The sequence below is a fragment of the Flavobacterium sp. genome (assembly GCF_043779715.1).
GTDB lineage: Bacteria > Bacteroidota > Bacteroidia > Flavobacteriales > Flavobacteriaceae > Flavobacterium.
This window is the reverse complement of record NZ_JAYWDT010000205.1, coordinates 1-14,804: the sequence shown is the minus strand read 5'-3', so window position 1 is coordinate 14,804 and position 14,804 is coordinate 1. Positions and strand designations below refer to the sequence as shown.

Genomic DNA, 14,804 nt, shown 5'->3' with positions numbered 1-14,804 from the left:
TATTTAGCTGATTAAGCTACTTTTAGTTTGCTATACTGTGAACGACTAAACTTCTCTTCTGCATAGGCTCGAGTAATTACCAAGCGCTCTACTTTTTCAGAAGGTAAATCAAACATGGCATCGTTAATAACAGCTTCACAGATGCTACGCAATCCGCGAGCGCCCAATTTAAATTCTTCAGCTTTTTCGACAATAAAATCAAGAGCTCCGTCTTTGAACTCAAGCTCAATATCCTCCAGTTCAAATAATTTTTTATACTGCTTTGCTAATGCATTCTTTGGCTCAGTAAGAATTTTGCGAAGCGCTTCTTTATCAAGAGGATTAAGGAATGATACAACCGGCAGACGACCGATCAATTCAGGAATAAGTCCGAAGCTTTTTAAATCCTGAGCGGTAACAAACTGAATTAAATTTTCCTTGTCAAGATCGCCAGGATGTAAACCTGCCGAAGAAGCGAAGCCAAGAGGTCTTGTGTTTAAGCGATTACCAATAAATCTTGAGATTCCTTCAAATGCGCCACCGCAAATGAAAAGAATATTCTCTGTATTAACCGTAATCATTTTTTGATCAGGGTGCTTGCGTCCGCCTTGAGGGGGAACATTTACTGCAGTGCCTTCTAATAATTTAAGCAAGGCTTGTTGTACACCCTCACCACTGACATCGCGCGTAATAGATGGATTATCAGACTTTCTTGCAATTTTATCGATCTCATCAATGTATACAATTCCTCTTTCAGCAGCTTCAACATTGTAATCAGCAGCTTGAAGCAGGCGTGTTAAAATACTTTCTACATCTTCTCCAACATATCCTGCTTCTGTCAAAACGGTTGCATCGACAATTGCTAACGGAACATCAAGCATTTTTGCAATTGTTTTTGCCACTAATGTTTTCCCTGTTCCCGTTTGTCCCACCATGATAATATTAGATTTTTCAATCTCTACTTCATCATGATCATTTTGTTGCATTAAACGTTTATAGTGGTTATAAACCGCTACAGACATTACTTTTTTTGTTTGATCTTGTCCAATAACATATTCATCAAGAAAAGCTCTGATTTCTTTTGGTTTTTGTAAAACTAAATCAGAAACTTGTCTTGGTTTACCACTTGTTTTGGTTTCTTCCATCACAATTCCGTGTGCTTGCTCGATACATTTGTCACATATATGCGAATCGATTCCAGCAATTAACAAATTGGTTTCTGGTTTTTTTCTTCCGCAGAAGGAACATTCTAATTTTTCTTTTGCCATCTTTTTTAGTCAAATGTCATAAAGTCAAACGTCATAAAGTCTTTTGACTTTCGACTTTTGACTTTCGACTATTTTTATCTTCTCAACACCTCATCAATCATTCCGTATTCTTTTGCTTCGTCGGCAATCATCCAATAATCACGTTCGGAATCTTTATGTACTCTATCGAAAGTTTGTCCTGAATGTTGTGATATAATATTATATAACTCATCTTTTAGTTTCAACATTTCACGTAAGTTGATTTCCATATCGGTTGCAACACCTTGTGCTCCGCCCGATGGTTGGTGAATCATTACTCGAGAGTGTGGTAATGCCGAACGTTTTCCAGCTGCTCCTGCACACAATAAAACCGCTCCCATAGACGCCGCCATTCCTGTGCAAATTGTTGCTACATCTGGTTTGATGTATTGCATCGTGTCATAAATCCCTAATCCTGCATAAACACTTCCTCCTGGAGAGTTTAAGTAGATTTGAATGTCTTTACTAGCATCGGCACTTTCTAAGAAAAGTAATTGTGCTTGTACGATGTTTGCAATTTGATCGTCTATTCCTGTTCCTAGGAATATGATTCTGTCCATCATTAATCTAGAAAAAACATCTAATTGAGAAATATTCAACTGGCGTTCTTCTATAATATATGGCGTCATGTTTTTTGGTGTCATTGCACCCACTATTTTATCATAATACATTGCGTTTACACCTTGGTGTTTGGTAGCAAATTTTTTAAATTCTTTTCCGTAGTTCATTTAAATTTTAGTTTAAAAGTTTATATGTTTAAAAGTTTAAAGTTGCAGAACTAAAACTTATAGTTTTTTAATCTTAAAGCAAAGTTCGTACCTTTTATTTTTTGTGACAAACTGTCTTATTACTATTTTAAAATTTAGAAACTTTAAAAAAATAAGCGTCTGAATAATATCATTCAGACGCTCAAATATACTAATTATTTTATTATTTATTCGCCGTACATTGCTGCAATAAACTCGTCATAAGTAACTTCTTTTGTAGTAGGATTTGCTTTTTCGACCAACATTTGCATTAGTTTGTCTTTTGTTACTTGCTCAGACAATCTTTTTACTTCTTCTTGGTTAGATAAAACTCTTGCTACAATTCCTTCTACTTCTTGATCCGTTGGATTTGTTTGTCCGAACTGTGCCATTTGCTGACGGATTGATCTTGATGTGAATGATTTTAAATCTTCAAAATTGATTTTGATGTCACTTTGAGCCAAAGCACGACCTTCAATCATCTGAAAACGCAATCCTTTTTCTGAACGGTAATATTCTGCTTCTGCTTCTGATGGAGATAATTTTTTCTCACCTACAGTTTGCAACCATTTTTTTAGGAATGCTTCTGGTAAATCGAATTTTGTATTTTCGATTAATGCGTTAACCACATCATCTGTTAGTTTTTGCTGTGCTTGTTCTGCAAATTGAGATTCAGCATCTTCTTTTATTTTTGATTTCAAATCTGCTAATGAAGATACATTCCCTTCACCAAAAAGTTTATCAAACAATTCTTGGTTTAGTTCTGCTGGTTCAGTTTCATTAATGTTTTCGATAGTAAAGTTTACATCAACTTCTAATCCGTGTACGTCATCATGACTTACTTTTAGGAAATCCATCAACTGATGATCGTCTTCAAATAAACCTTTTGTGTTTACTGTAACTACATCGCCAGATTTTTTTCCGATGAATTTTTTAGCTGTTACTTTGTCTTTAAAAATATCTAAAGAAATAGTAATTGGATTATTTATTCCTTTTTCTTCGTTTGTAAACGTTCCTGAAACATCCGTTTTTTCTGAAACAACATCTTGAGGAATCGCTTTTCCAAATTGTTTTTGGATACGCGTTACTTGTCCGTCGATCATTTTATCATCAGCAGTAACAATATATTTTACTACGTCAGTTTTTGCTTCTAAATCTAAAGTAAAAAATGGAGCTAATCCTATTTCGTATTGAAAAGTTAATCCTTCTACTTCCCAGTTGAAAATTTCTTTTTCTATTTCTAACGGAGTTCCTAGCAATGCTAATCTTTCGGCAGTGATAAATCTTTCTAAAGCTAAATCGACAACTTTCTTAACTTCTTCTTGTTTTATTGCTTTTCCGTATTGTTTTTCTACTAAATCTTTTGGCACAGCACCTTTACGAAAACCTTTTACAGTTGCTAGAGGCATTTTTTCGTTGATACGTTTTGCTACTTGACCTTTGTAATCTGTAGGCATTACTGTAATTTCGATAATTTCGGTTACAGCGTTTATTGCTATTCTTCTAATATCCATCTTCTCTTTAATTTACATAATAAAATTGGGTGGCAAAATTACAAAATTTCTGCCACCCAACAAATTTTTAACTTATCGAATTTTGCTAATTCTCGTCTTTTATTAATTTGTATAAAATAGATTGCGAAATTGATAGTAAAATACTGAAAAATAAGGCTGTTAAAAACGAACTTATGGTAAATCCGTCTAACCAATAATCACACAATAAAACCATTCCGGCATTTATAACCAATAGGAATAATCCTAAAGTAACCACTGTGATTGGAAAAGTGAAAAAGACTAAAACTGGTTTCAAAAAAGTGTTTAGCAATGCTAAAACAATAGCTACTTTGATAGCTGTTGTAATATTATCAACCTGAACTCCGCCCATAAAATAGGAAAGCGCTACAACAATAATTGTTGTAAGAAGTAAGCGTAAAAGTAGTTTCATAATGTTTTGTTTGTTTAAAATTGATAATTATTTCTTCAAAAATTGTACCGTTTTTTCAAAAAATTCAAGAGGGTTTTCGGCATGAAGCCAATGTCCTGCGTTTGAAACAGTTTCTATTTCTGCTTTTGGAAAATGATGCAATATGGTTTCGAAATCCGAATCTAATATGTAATCCGATTTGTCGCCACGTAAAAATAAGCTTTCTTTTTCAAATATATTATCAAAAGGTAAAGCTTTTCCTATATCTTCAATTTTCTGATTAAAAATTTTCAAATTGAAACGAAAAGCCAATTGTCCAGGTTCTTCCCAATATAAATTTTTAAGCAAGAATTGTCTAGTTCCAAAATCTGAAATATATCCAGAAACGATGGTTTCAACATCTGCACGTGATGGTTTTTTATAAAAATCAACAGCATTCAGTGCTGCTAAAATAGTTTGATGATGAATTGGGTAAAATTTAGGTCCAATATCGGCAACTATCAATTTATTTACTAATTCTGGATAAGTCGTAGCGAGCAACATAACCACTTTTCCGCCCATCGAATGTCCAATAACATCAATAGAAGTTAAATTATGAAACGCGCAATAATCAACCACATCTTGCACCATAACTTCGTAGCTAAAATCATCGGAATGGAAAGATTTTCCGTGGTTTCGCAAGTCTAATGCGTGTACTTGAAATCCTTGTTCGATATATTTTGTGGTGAGTGTTTTCCAATTGTCTGACATACCTAAAAATCCGTGGAGAATTAGGAGTGGGGCGCCTTGACCTTCTATTTTTGAGTATAACATAATTTTATAATTTCACAGAGATTCACGAAGAAGGCTCAAAGATTCACAAAGTTTTTTTTGAGTTTCCGCAAGTCGATAATCTTAAATCTATTCTATTTTAACTTCTGCAAATACATATTTACCACATTATCCAAACCTAAATATAATGATTCGGAAATGAGTGCGTGACCAATGGAAACTTCCATCAAATTTGGAATGTTTTGATTAAAAAACTGAATATTATCTAAACTTAAATCATGTCCAGCATTTATACCAATTCCGAGCTCATTGGCTAAAATCGCAGCTTTATTATAAGGTTCGATAGCGTTTTTATTTCCCAAGCTATATTGGTGTGCAAAAGCTTCGGTATATAATTCGATTCTGTCGGTCCCAGTAATTTTTGCGCCTTCAATCATTTCGAGCACTGGATTTACAAATATGGAAACTCTAATATTATTTCGCTGAAATTCTTGCGTAATTTCAGTCAGAAAATCTTTGTTTTTAATTGTGTTCCAACCCACATTTGATGTCAAATTATCATTAGCATCGGGAACCAATGTAACTTGAGTTGGTTTTGTTTCTAAAACTAAATCGATAAATGAAAGCTCAAGCGGATTTCCTTCTATATTATATTCCGTGTAAACGATAGGTTTCAAATCTCGTGCATCTTGGTAACGAATGTGTCTTTCATCAGGACGTGGATGTATCGTGATTCCTTGCGCTCCAAATTTCTGAATATCGGCAGCCACTTTTAGTAAATCTGGTACATTTCCGCCACGAGAATTTCGCAAAGTGGCAATTTTATTAATATTTACACTTAACTTGCATTGATTTTGAGTCATTATAAACTTAATTTGTATTTATAAATTACAAAAATACAAACTAAAACAAGCTTAGTAACTTATTTTTTAATTATTTTGCAGTACATTTTTTAGCTATGAATATTTTATCAGACTATATAAATAACGATTACAAACCGCTCGACATTCACGAAAGTGTTGCTGTTGCGCAGGATTTTTTTGTAGCCGCGCAGTTTTCGCATTTTCCTGTTATGGAAGAAGGTATTTTTATTGGAAATTTGTCTAGCGAAGATGTAGAAACTTTCGATTTTGATAAAAAAATTATCGATTACAAATATACGCTCGAAGGTTTTTTTGCTAAAAACGATTCGATTTGGTTAGATGTTTTAGAGGATTTTGCAAAAAATCAAACAACGATTTTGCCTATTCTCGATGAGAGTAATAAATATTTAGGGTATTATGAACTTATAGATGTTATTCGTTTTTTTAACGAGACACCATTTCTAAAAGAATCTGGTGGCATTATTATTATTGAAAAAAATATTACAGAATACTCTTTTAGCCAGATTTCGCAAATTGTTGAAGGGAATAATGGTCGAATTTTAGGCTTATTTATTTCCGATTCTACAAATGGAAAAATACAAATAACATTAAAAATCGCCACTGGCGGAATGAACGAAATCATTCAAACTTTTCGTCGTTACGAATATGATATAATTTCGGAACATGAAGAAGACAATTACATCAACAATCTAAAAGAGCGTTCGGAATATTTAGACAAATACCTTAATATATAGATATTCATGGATTTGGTTATTCGGTTATTTGTTATCCGAATTACCAAATCCACGAATAACCAAATCCACATTAAAAATGAAAATAGCTGTTTTTGGACAATTTTACCAGAATTCTACTTCGGCAATTATCGAGCGATTGTTTGCTTTTTTGAATCAAAATAAAGTTCAAGTTGTTATCGAAGAGAAATTCGCTGCTATTTTAGTCGAAAACAAATCGATTGTAAACACTTACCAAAAATTTAGCTCTCACAAAGATTTAGACAAAAGTTTCGACATGCTAATTAGTGTTGGTGGAGACGGAACTTTTTTAAGAGCCGCAACATTGGTAAGAAATTCCGGAATTCCAATTTTAGGTATAAATGCGGGAAGATTAGGATTTCTAGCAACTGTTCAGCAAGAGAATATCGAAATATTCATGCAAATGGTTCTCGAAAAAAAATATACTATTTCCAAACGCACTTTATTAAGTTTAAAATGTTCCAGTAAAATTGAAGAAATAAAAGATTTGAATTTTGCGATGAACGAAATTACGGTAAGCCGAAAAGATACTACTTCGATGATTACTATTGAAACCTATTTGAACGGAGAATATTTAAATTCTTATTGGGCAGATGGATTAATAATATCAACCCCAACAGGTTCTACAGGCTATTCGATGAGTTGCGGCGGACCAATTCTTACGCCCGAAGCAAATTGCTTGGTTGTAACACCTATTGCACCACACAACTTAAACGCCAGACCGCTTGTAATTCCTGATAATACCGAAATAAAATTGAAGGTTTCTGGTCGTGAAGAAAACTACTTAGTTTCATTAGATTCCAGAATTGCATCGGTAAAAAACGAAGCAATTTTGACTATTAAAAAAACGCCTTTTAAAATTAATATGATCGAAATTCCTGAGGAAACTTTCTTAAAAACATTACGTAACAAACTGCTTTGGGGCGAAGACAAACGAAATTAATCTTACCACGAAATACTACAACTCTCTATTTTTCGTTTTTACATCAATAAAAAACAACTAATTATTTGTTCGGGATGACAAATTTCACTTTGTTAAGTCTTCAGAATTAGTATATTTGCACCCTTATTAAAAATAAATGAGAAAAACGACTTACATTTTAACCTTATTCTTTCTTTTTCAGATGGCTAATGCACAAATTCATGAGATTGGTGTTTTTGGCGGAGGAAGCAATTTTATAGGAGATGTAGGAAGCACACAATATATCGCACCAAAGGAACCTGCTATTGGGATTTTGTACAAATGGAATAAAAATCCTAGGTATTCTTGGCGATTTTCGGTAACTCAATCTAAGATAAAAGGAATCGATGCGAGTTCTGATTTAAGCTCTCGTCAAGAAAGAAATTATACTTTCCAAAACACGATTACCGAGTTTTCTGGAGGATTCGAGTTTAACTGGTTTGATTTTAATTTACATAAATCTGGATTCATTTCAACACCCTATTTATATACTGGTTTAAGCTATTTTACTTCCGATGATTTATATTTTGTAAACGACAGATACGCTTCCAATGGAAATTCTGGCGGAGTAGCAATACCAATTATTGGTGGTTTAAAAATGCGAATTGCCGATAATTTTGTTTTAGGAATAGAATCTGGAGCGAGATATACATTTTCGGACGATATTGACGGAAGTTTGCCCAAAAACGGAAGTTTAGAAAATTTAAAATTTGGTAATACGAATAGTAACGATTGGTATGTATTTACTGGGCTTACGCTAACTTATACCTTTGGAAACAAACCTTGTTATTGTAACGAATAATCGAAAATGAGCTTGCTAACATCAATAAATACTAACAATCTTCCCAAACACTTAGCCATTATTATGGATGGCAATGGTCGTTGGGCAAAAAAACAAGGATTGTTGCGTGCTATTGGTCACGAAAACGGAACAAAATCTGTAAAAATAACGGTAGAAGCTTCTGCAAAACTAGGAATAGAAAACCTAACCTTATATGCTTTTTCGACCGAAAATTGGAACCGTCCAAAATTAGAAGTCGATTTATTAATGAAATTGCTAATTAATTCCTTAAAAAAAGAATTAGCAACTTTAGTGAAAAATAATATCAAGTTAAATTCGATAGGAAATCTTGAAAATTTACCAAAATCAGTTCAAAAAGAATTGATAGAAGTAATAGAAAAAACAAAAAACAACACCAGAATGACACTTACCTTAGCATTAAGCTACGGATCGAGAGAGGAAATCATAAATGCTGTTAAAATAATTAGTGATAAAGTTAAAAATAATATAATTTCAATAGATTCTATTGACGATTCAATATTAAATAAGCATCTTTACACGCACAATCTACCAGACGTAGATTTAGTAATAAGAACAAGTGGTGAACACCGCATTAGTAATTTCTTGCTTTGGCAAATAGCTTACGCAGAATTTTATTTTACCGATGTGTTGTGGCCAGATTTTAGTGAAGATAATTTATATGAAGCCATTATTAGCTATCAAAAAAGAGAACGTAGATTTGGAAAAACAAGTGAACAGATTAAATAATTTATTTAATGCAGTAAACAGTACAAAATTAGTACTGTTATTTTTATTTTTAGGTAGCGCAGTACAAGTTAATGCACAAGATCGACTTCCTTTTGATCAAGGTAAAACTTATATATTGAAAAAAGTTACTGTTACAGGAAAAATTACCTACAACGAACAAACTATTGTAACTTTTGCTGGTCTAGAAAAAGGGCAAAATATTACAATTCCTGGAGAAGAAATTAGTAATTCGATAAAAAAACTTTGGAAACTAGGGCTTTATAACGATGTGAATTTTTATGTAGATAAAATAGAAGGCGATAGTATTTCTCTTGAATTGAATATTAATGAACTTCCTAAACTAAAAGAGGCAAAGTTTGTAGGTATCAAAAAAGGTAAACTAGAAGCAATAACCAAAGACACGGAACTAACACCCGAAAAAATAGTTAACGAAAACCTTATTACAACCACTAAAAATTATATTGAAAATAAATATAAAAAAGAAGGTTACTATAATACAAAAGTAAATATTGTAACGACCCAAGATACTACAACAATAAACCATGTAAACATGGTTGTAAATGTGGACAAAGGCCAAAAAGTTAAGGTCGAAAAGATAACTGTGAACGGAAACACACAGTTTACAGATTCGAAAATTCGAGCAGCGATGAAAAACACAAAACAACAAAGTGTTCTTCATATCTTTAAATCATCAAAATACATTAAAGAAAAATACAAAGAAGACTTAACCTCAATTGTAGATAAGTACAAAGAAAATGGTTATCGTGATGCAAGAATTGTGTCTGACTCTGTGACTTTTGATAAAGAAAAAAATAAAATATCCATCAATTTAAATATCGAAGAAGGTAACAAATATTATTTTGGCGATATTAAATTTTTAGGAAACACCGTTTATAATGACCAGTTTCTAGGAAGAGTACTTGGGATTAAAAAAGGAGATGTATATAATGGTATTTTATTAGAAGAAAGAATAGCCGACAAATCGAAACCAGACGGCGAAGATTTAACAAATTTATACCAAAACAATGGTTATCTTTTCTCTACAATAAATCCAGTTGAAGTAGGAACTGCAAACAATGTTATAGACATGGAAATCCGTGTAATAGAAGGACCATTAGCCTATTTCAACAAAATATCTGTTGTAGGAAACGACAAAACAAACGACAAAGTTATATACCGAGAACTTCGTACAAAACCCGGAGATATTTATAGCAAAGAAACACTAATTAGAACAATTCGTGAGATAGGACAATTAGGATTTTTTGATGCAGAAGCTATCAAACCCGATTTCGAAAATGTAGATGCAGCAGCCGGAACCGTAGATATTAAATATAATTTAGTAGAAAAAGGAGCAAGTCAAATAGAACTACAAGGTGGTTATGGTGGTGGCGGATTTATAGGAACATTAGGACTTTCTTTTAATAATTTTTCGATTGGAAATATTTTCAAGAAGAACGCATACAAACCATTACCTATGGGTGACGGACAAAAATTATCTTTAAGATTGCAAGGAAGTACTTATTTTCAAACTTATAGTTTCTCTTTTTCTGAACCATGGTTTGGAGGAAAAAAACCTGTAAATTTCTCAAGTTCAATTTCTTATAGTAAACAGTTTTCTCAAAATTCACAAACAGGAAAAGTAGACAAGTCTAAAAACTTTAATATATTTTCAGTTTCTGTAGGAATAGCAAAAAGACTACAAGTACCTGACGATTATTTCGTATTATCTCATGCATTAAGTTACCAACATTACGACTTAAATAACTATAATGTAGGTCTATTTACTTTCGGAGATGGAGCATCTCGTAATTTAGCTTACACGATTGGTTTAAGTAGAAACAACAAAGGAGTAAATCCTATATTTCCAACTACTGGTTCAGAATTTAGTGTTTCAGCAAAAATGACATTACCTTATTCTTTACTTAATGGAGTTAATTATGGTAATTTAGAAAATGAAGAAGCTTATAAACTAAAATACAAATCAAATTCTGGAATTATCATAGTAAATGATGATTTAGGTCATATTCCAAGTGAAGGAGATTATATAGCTTTAGGCACAAATGCACAAGGTCAAACAGGTTATATGGCTGTAGATAGTTACCAAAAAGCTGATTCTGATGTATCTAAAGTAGATCAAAAAAAATACAATTGGTTAGAATATTATAAGATAAAATTTAAAGCAGAATGGTTTAGTAAAGTCTATGAAAAACTAACACTTCGTACTTTAGGTGAATTTGGGTTTATGGGTGCATATAATCAAGACAGAGGTGTTGTTCCTTTCGAAAGATTTTATTTAGGAGGCGATGGATTAGCAAATTATTCGATGGATGGTAGAGAAACTATACAGCTTAGAGGTTATCCTAACAACTCATTAACACCCGTAATTACTGAAGGATCCAGAGCAGGGCAACAAATTGGAGCAACCGTATACAATAAATTCTCATTAGAATTACGTTATCCTATTACATTAAAGCAAACAGCATCAATATATGCTCTTACTTTTGTAGAAGCTGGTTCAGCATATAAAGATTTTAAAGGATATAATCCATTTACATTGCAACGTTCTGCAGGAGTCGGGTTAAGAGTATTTATGCCTGCATTTGGATTATTAGGAATAGATTTTGGACATGGTTTTGATGCTATTCCAGGAACAAACGTAAAAAATGGCTGGGAAACACATTTTATAATAGGTCAACAATTTTAATTATATTTGGCACGATAGTTGAACTTAACATTACACGTTTATGAAAAAGTTTTTTTTATTGTTACTAATTTTTGGCACTACTGTAACCAGTAATGCACAAGCAAAAGGAGCTAAAATAGGTTATATAGACATGGATTATATCCTAGAAAATGTACCTGATTACAAAGAAGCATCTGTACAATTGGAGCAAAAAGCCCAAAAATGGAAACAAGACATTGAAGTCAAAAAAAACGAAATAAATAAACTAAAAGACATTCTTAAGTCAGAAAGAGCTTTGCTAACAAAAGAACTTATAGACGAAAGAGAAGAAGAAATTAAGTTCCTTGAAAACGATTTGATCGATTACCAACAAAAACGATTTGGTTCTAACGGTGATTTTATAATTCAGAAAACTGCAATCGCAAAACCCGTACAAGACCAAGTTTTTACAGCAGTACAAGACATTGCCGAAGCAAGAGGATATGATTTTATTTTCGATAAATCTTCAGATTTGACTATGCTTTTCTCAAGAAAATCATTCGATATCAGCGACAGAGTTGTAAGAATGATAACACAATCTGAAAAGAGAGAGCAAGTAAGCAAAAAACAGCTTAAAGCCAACGAAGAAAAAGAAGAGGAAAAAGAAAAAATAGAAGCCAATCCAGCATTAGCCGAAAGACAAAAACTTCTTGAAGACAAAAAAATAGCTCGCGAAAAAGCAATCGAAGAACGCAAACAAAGTGCTGCGCAAAAGAAAAAAGATTTTGAAGACAGGCGCAAAAAATTGTTAGAAGACCCAAAAGGAAACAAAACTGGAGCAACTATCGATTCTACAGCAACTAACAAAACAGCTTCTGAAAATTTTAATAAAATTGAAGACCGTAAAATAGCTCAAGATTCTATTAAAAATGCAAAAGAAGTAGCCCGTCTAAAAACAATAGAAAACAACAAAAAAACGCTCGAAGAACGCAAAAAAGCATTAGAAGAAAAGAAGAAAAAAATAGCAGCTGATAAAGAAGCCGCAAAAAAGAAAAATTAAAAACAAAAACCCTTAAAATTAATTAATACACTAATACAAAAAAGATGAAACAGATTAAAACTTTACTTATTGCAGCAGTTATGTTTTTTGGTGCTAGCACAATGAATGCTCAAACAAAAGTAGCTCACATCGATGTACAAGATTTATTATCTAAAATGCCAGAAATGACATCTGCAAAAGCACAGTTAGACAAATTAAGCAAGACTTTCGATACTGAGTACGGTACTATGGTAACTGAGTACCAAACAAAAATGAAAAAATACGAAGGTGAAGCTGCAACTACAACTGAAGCTATCAATGAAACTCGTGCAAAAGAAATGCAAGACATGGGACAACGTATTCAACAATACAGAGACTCTGCTCAAAAGCAATTACAAGACAAAGAACAAGAAATTGTTAAACCTATTATGGACAAGGCTAAAGCTGCCATTATAAAAGTAGGAAAAGCAAAAGGATACCAATATGTTATGGATTCTGCAAGTTTAATCCTTGCCGATGGTCCAAACTTAATTGAAGATGTGAAAAAAGAATTAAAATTCTAATACTTTCAAAATAAATTAAAAAACTGTCTCGTTCTAAAAAACGAGATAGTTTTTTTTTTACATTTGTTTTTATGAGCAACAACAACCCAATAGGATTATTCGATTCAGGAATAGGCGGAACATCAATCTGGAAAGAAATTCATCAATTACTTCCCTACGAGAATACTATTTACCTAGCAGACAGCAAGAATGCACCCTACGGAAAACGCACAAAACAAGAAATCATACAACTCTGTTACAAGAACATCGATTTTCTATTGTCTCAAAATTGCAAAATGATTGTGGTTGCTTGTAACACCGCTACAACAAATGCTATTACCGAAATTAGAGCTAAATATAAAGTTCCAATTATAGGAATAGAACCAGCTATAAAAACAGCCGCAAACAAAACCGAAACACAAACAATAGGAATTCTAGCCACAAAAGGCACAATAAACAGCGAGCTATTCAATAGACAAGTGGAAAGTTATACAAACGTAAAAGTCATCGAACAAATAGGTTACGGACTCGTAGAACTCATAGAAAACGATGAGATCGAATCCCCAGAAATGACAAAACTACTCACCTCCTATCTCGAGCCCATGATAACGGCAAACATCGACTATCTGGTTCTAGGATGTAGTCATTACCCCTATTTAATACCAGCCATCAAAAAAATTATTCCAGAAGATATCAAAATAATCGATTCTGGCGAAGCTGTAGCAAAACAAACCAAAACCATTTTAGAAAAAAATAATTTACTAAACACTGCCACAAAAAACAGCAAACAGGTATTTTATGTAAATAGTGATGCAACTGTTTTAAAAAACATATTGGGTTTTTCAGAAAACATATTCGAGAAAAATTTTTAGAAGCGAAAATCTTGCGCCTTCTTGCAAGCTAAATTCCTGCTTTCACCTTTATCTCTTTTCTCGTTCCCAAAAAACAAGAAAAGAGGATATCGGCTCAATCAGGGCTAAAAATAAAATTTGGGCTTTCTTGTAAATTCACTTAAACTAATTATTTAATAATTCAAATTCATACCAAAACCTATTCCCATATCGCTGTCATAATGTGTTGTTAAACTAAAGTTCCTTTTCATAATGTATCGTAATCCTCCCATATACTCTTTATCGGTATTCCACGATAAATCCATTCGGAGTCTTTTAGAAACTGGAATATCCATTCGTTCAAATTGTAATCTGAAATTCCCATCGGTAAAAACTTCGGCTTGTGCTTTTATAAGCATTGGCAAAGTGTATTCTAAACCTGCACTAAAAACGGAACGAACATCTTTAGTGCTTTGTTGTCCGAAAAGATTTTCTTCCATTTCGTCCTCTTCCATTTTCCTATAACGCCAATCGAAACCAATAAACGGCATTATCCATTGCATTTTGCCAATATATCGTCCAATGTGTGTTTCGGTTTCGTAACCGTGATGATCGTTGTAACCCAAACGCCATTCTGTGCCAATGCTCCAACGCGTGCTTTGATACATTGCTTCGCCATCGTTTCCGTTGGTTGCAAAATCATTTTCTGCCATAAAATGAAATTTTCTGTCGTCGGCAAAAAGTTTGCGTTGTGCTAATTTTGGGTTTGAAATTAATGGATTTGGTGCTTGATTTTCATAAGTAAAAACTCTGCCCATTCCGCTCATCATATGGTAGAGAATATGACAATGAAAAAACCAATCTCCCTCTACGTTGGCAT

General features: G+C 32.9%; 15 protein-coding genes. 8 read left to right on the top strand and 7 right to left on the bottom strand.

What is annotated here, in order from left to right; genetic code table 11:
- Window positions 1-11: 11 nt before the first annotated feature.
- The 6 genes from clpX to ACH2BG_RS09900 form a co-directional block, all read right to left on the bottom strand.
- Window positions 12-1,247, bottom strand: a complete 1,236-nt coding sequence (clpX, locus tag ACH2BG_RS09925) for an ATP-dependent Clp protease ATP-binding subunit ClpX (RefSeq protein WP_395047537.1) — start codon at window positions 1,245-1,247, stop codon at window positions 12-14.
- A 74-nt stretch (window positions 1,248-1,321) separates the two neighbouring features.
- On the bottom strand, window positions 1,322-1,993 hold the full coding sequence (gene clpP / locus ACH2BG_RS09920; protein ID WP_395047536.1) for an ATP-dependent Clp endopeptidase proteolytic subunit ClpP: 672 nt from the start codon (window positions 1,991-1,993) through the stop codon (window positions 1,322-1,324).
- Window positions 1,994-2,199: 206 nt separating this feature from the next.
- Window positions 2,200-3,525 carry a trigger factor gene (locus ACH2BG_RS09915; RefSeq protein ID WP_395047535.1) on the bottom strand — a complete coding sequence of 442 codons (1,326 nt, stop codon included), beginning with the start codon at window positions 3,523-3,525 and terminating at the stop codon, window positions 2,200-2,202.
- Window positions 3,526-3,610: 85 nt separating this feature from the next.
- Window positions 3,611-3,955, bottom strand: a complete 345-nt coding sequence (locus ACH2BG_RS09910) for a phage holin family protein (protein WP_395047534.1) — start codon at window positions 3,953-3,955, stop codon at window positions 3,611-3,613.
- 27 nt (window positions 3,956-3,982) lie between these two features.
- The gene (locus tag ACH2BG_RS09905; RefSeq protein WP_395047533.1) at window positions 3,983-4,747 is read right to left on the bottom strand and encodes an alpha/beta fold hydrolase; all 765 of its coding nucleotides are present in this window, start codon (window positions 4,745-4,747) and stop codon (window positions 3,983-3,985) included.
- 92 nt (window positions 4,748-4,839) lie between these two features.
- On the bottom strand, window positions 4,840-5,568 hold the full coding sequence (locus tag ACH2BG_RS09900; protein WP_395047532.1) for a pyridoxine 5'-phosphate synthase: 729 nt from the start codon (window positions 5,566-5,568) through the stop codon (window positions 4,840-4,842).
- Between the two features lie 95 nt (window positions 5,569-5,663).
- Here ACH2BG_RS09900 and ACH2BG_RS09895 point away from each other — a divergent pair, with 95 nt between their 5' ends.
- The 8 genes from ACH2BG_RS09895 to murI all read left to right on the top strand — a co-directional run bounded on the left by ACH2BG_RS09895 (window position 5,664) and on the right by murI (window position 13,966).
- Window positions 5,664-6,323 (top strand): acetoin utilization protein acuB, encoded by a 660-nt coding sequence (locus ACH2BG_RS09895; RefSeq protein ID WP_395047531.1) that lies wholly within the window; start codon window positions 5,664-5,666, stop codon window positions 6,321-6,323.
- A 76-nt stretch (window positions 6,324-6,399) separates the two neighbouring features.
- Window positions 6,400-7,284, top strand: coding sequence for an NAD kinase (locus ACH2BG_RS09890; RefSeq protein WP_395047530.1), 885 nt, complete (start codon window positions 6,400-6,402; stop codon window positions 7,282-7,284).
- Between the two features lie 136 nt (window positions 7,285-7,420).
- A complete protein-coding gene (locus ACH2BG_RS09885) occupies window positions 7,421-8,104 on the top strand; it encodes a DUF6089 family protein (protein WP_395047529.1) in 684 nt (227 codons plus the stop codon).
- A gap of 6 nt (window positions 8,105-8,110) precedes the next feature.
- On the top strand, window positions 8,111-8,851 hold the full coding sequence (locus ACH2BG_RS09880) for an isoprenyl transferase (RefSeq protein WP_395047528.1): 741 nt from the start codon (window positions 8,111-8,113) through the stop codon (window positions 8,849-8,851).
- Entirely contained in the window at window positions 8,784-11,555 is a 2,772-nt protein-coding gene (gene bamA, locus ACH2BG_RS09875; RefSeq protein WP_395047527.1) for an outer membrane protein assembly factor BamA, read from the top strand. The genes ACH2BG_RS09880 and bamA overlap by 68 nt, the downstream gene beginning before the upstream one ends.
- 40 nt (window positions 11,556-11,595) lie before the next feature.
- Window positions 11,596-12,573: an OmpH family outer membrane protein gene (locus ACH2BG_RS09870; RefSeq protein ID WP_395047526.1), complete on the top strand. Its 978-nt coding sequence runs from the start codon at window positions 11,596-11,598 to the stop codon at window positions 12,571-12,573.
- Window positions 12,574-12,617: 44 nt separating this feature from the next.
- Window positions 12,618-13,115, top strand: coding sequence for an OmpH family outer membrane protein (locus ACH2BG_RS09865; RefSeq protein WP_395047525.1), 498 nt, complete (start codon window positions 12,618-12,620; stop codon window positions 13,113-13,115).
- A 71-nt stretch (window positions 13,116-13,186) separates the two neighbouring features.
- A complete protein-coding gene (murI, locus tag ACH2BG_RS09860; RefSeq protein ID WP_395047524.1) occupies window positions 13,187-13,966 on the top strand; it encodes a glutamate racemase in 780 nt (259 codons plus the stop codon).
- A 152-nt stretch (window positions 13,967-14,118) separates the two neighbouring features.
- On the opposite strand, the gene ACH2BG_RS09855 is transcribed toward murI, so the two are convergent.
- On the bottom strand, window positions 14,119-14,804 hold a 686-nt coding region (locus ACH2BG_RS09855; protein WP_395047523.1), incomplete at its 5' end, for a multicopper oxidase domain-containing protein.

What these genes read in the sequence shown, in the direction of transcription:
- clpX (WP_395047537.1), bottom strand. Translation starts at nt 1,247, where the DNA reads ATGGCAAAAGAAAAATTAGAATGTTCCTTCTGCGGAAGAAAAAAACCA.
- clpP (WP_395047536.1), bottom strand. Translation starts at nt 1,993, where the DNA reads ATGAACTACGGAAAAGAATTTAAAAAATTTGCTACCAAACACCAAGGT.
- ACH2BG_RS09915 (WP_395047535.1), bottom strand. Translation starts at nt 3,525, where the DNA reads ATGGATATTAGAAGAATAGCAATAAACGCTGTAACCGAAATTATCGAA.
- ACH2BG_RS09910 (WP_395047534.1), bottom strand. Translation starts at nt 3,955, where the DNA reads ATGAAACTACTTTTACGCTTACTTCTTACAACAATTATTGTTGTAGCG.
- ACH2BG_RS09905 (WP_395047533.1), bottom strand. Translation starts at nt 4,747, where the DNA reads ATGTTATACTCAAAAATAGAAGGTCAAGGCGCCCCACTCCTAATTCTC.
- ACH2BG_RS09900 (WP_395047532.1), bottom strand. Translation starts at nt 5,568, where the DNA reads ATGACTCAAAATCAATGCAAGTTAAGTGTAAATATTAATAAAATTGCC.
- ACH2BG_RS09895 (WP_395047531.1), top strand. Translation starts at nt 5,664, where the DNA reads ATGAATATTTTATCAGACTATATAAATAACGATTACAAACCGCTCGAC.
- ACH2BG_RS09890 (WP_395047530.1), top strand. Translation starts at nt 6,400, where the DNA reads ATGAAAATAGCTGTTTTTGGACAATTTTACCAGAATTCTACTTCGGCA.
- ACH2BG_RS09885 (WP_395047529.1), top strand. Translation starts at nt 7,421, where the DNA reads ATGAGAAAAACGACTTACATTTTAACCTTATTCTTTCTTTTTCAGATG.
- ACH2BG_RS09880 (WP_395047528.1), top strand. Translation starts at nt 8,111, where the DNA reads ATGAGCTTGCTAACATCAATAAATACTAACAATCTTCCCAAACACTTA.
- bamA (WP_395047527.1), top strand. Translation starts at nt 8,784, where the DNA reads ATGAAGCCATTATTAGCTATCAAAAAAGAGAACGTAGATTTGGAAAAA.
- ACH2BG_RS09870 (WP_395047526.1), top strand. Translation starts at nt 11,596, where the DNA reads ATGAAAAAGTTTTTTTTATTGTTACTAATTTTTGGCACTACTGTAACC.
- ACH2BG_RS09865 (WP_395047525.1), top strand. Translation starts at nt 12,618, where the DNA reads ATGAAACAGATTAAAACTTTACTTATTGCAGCAGTTATGTTTTTTGGT.
- murI (WP_395047524.1), top strand. Translation starts at nt 13,187, where the DNA reads ATGAGCAACAACAACCCAATAGGATTATTCGATTCAGGAATAGGCGGA.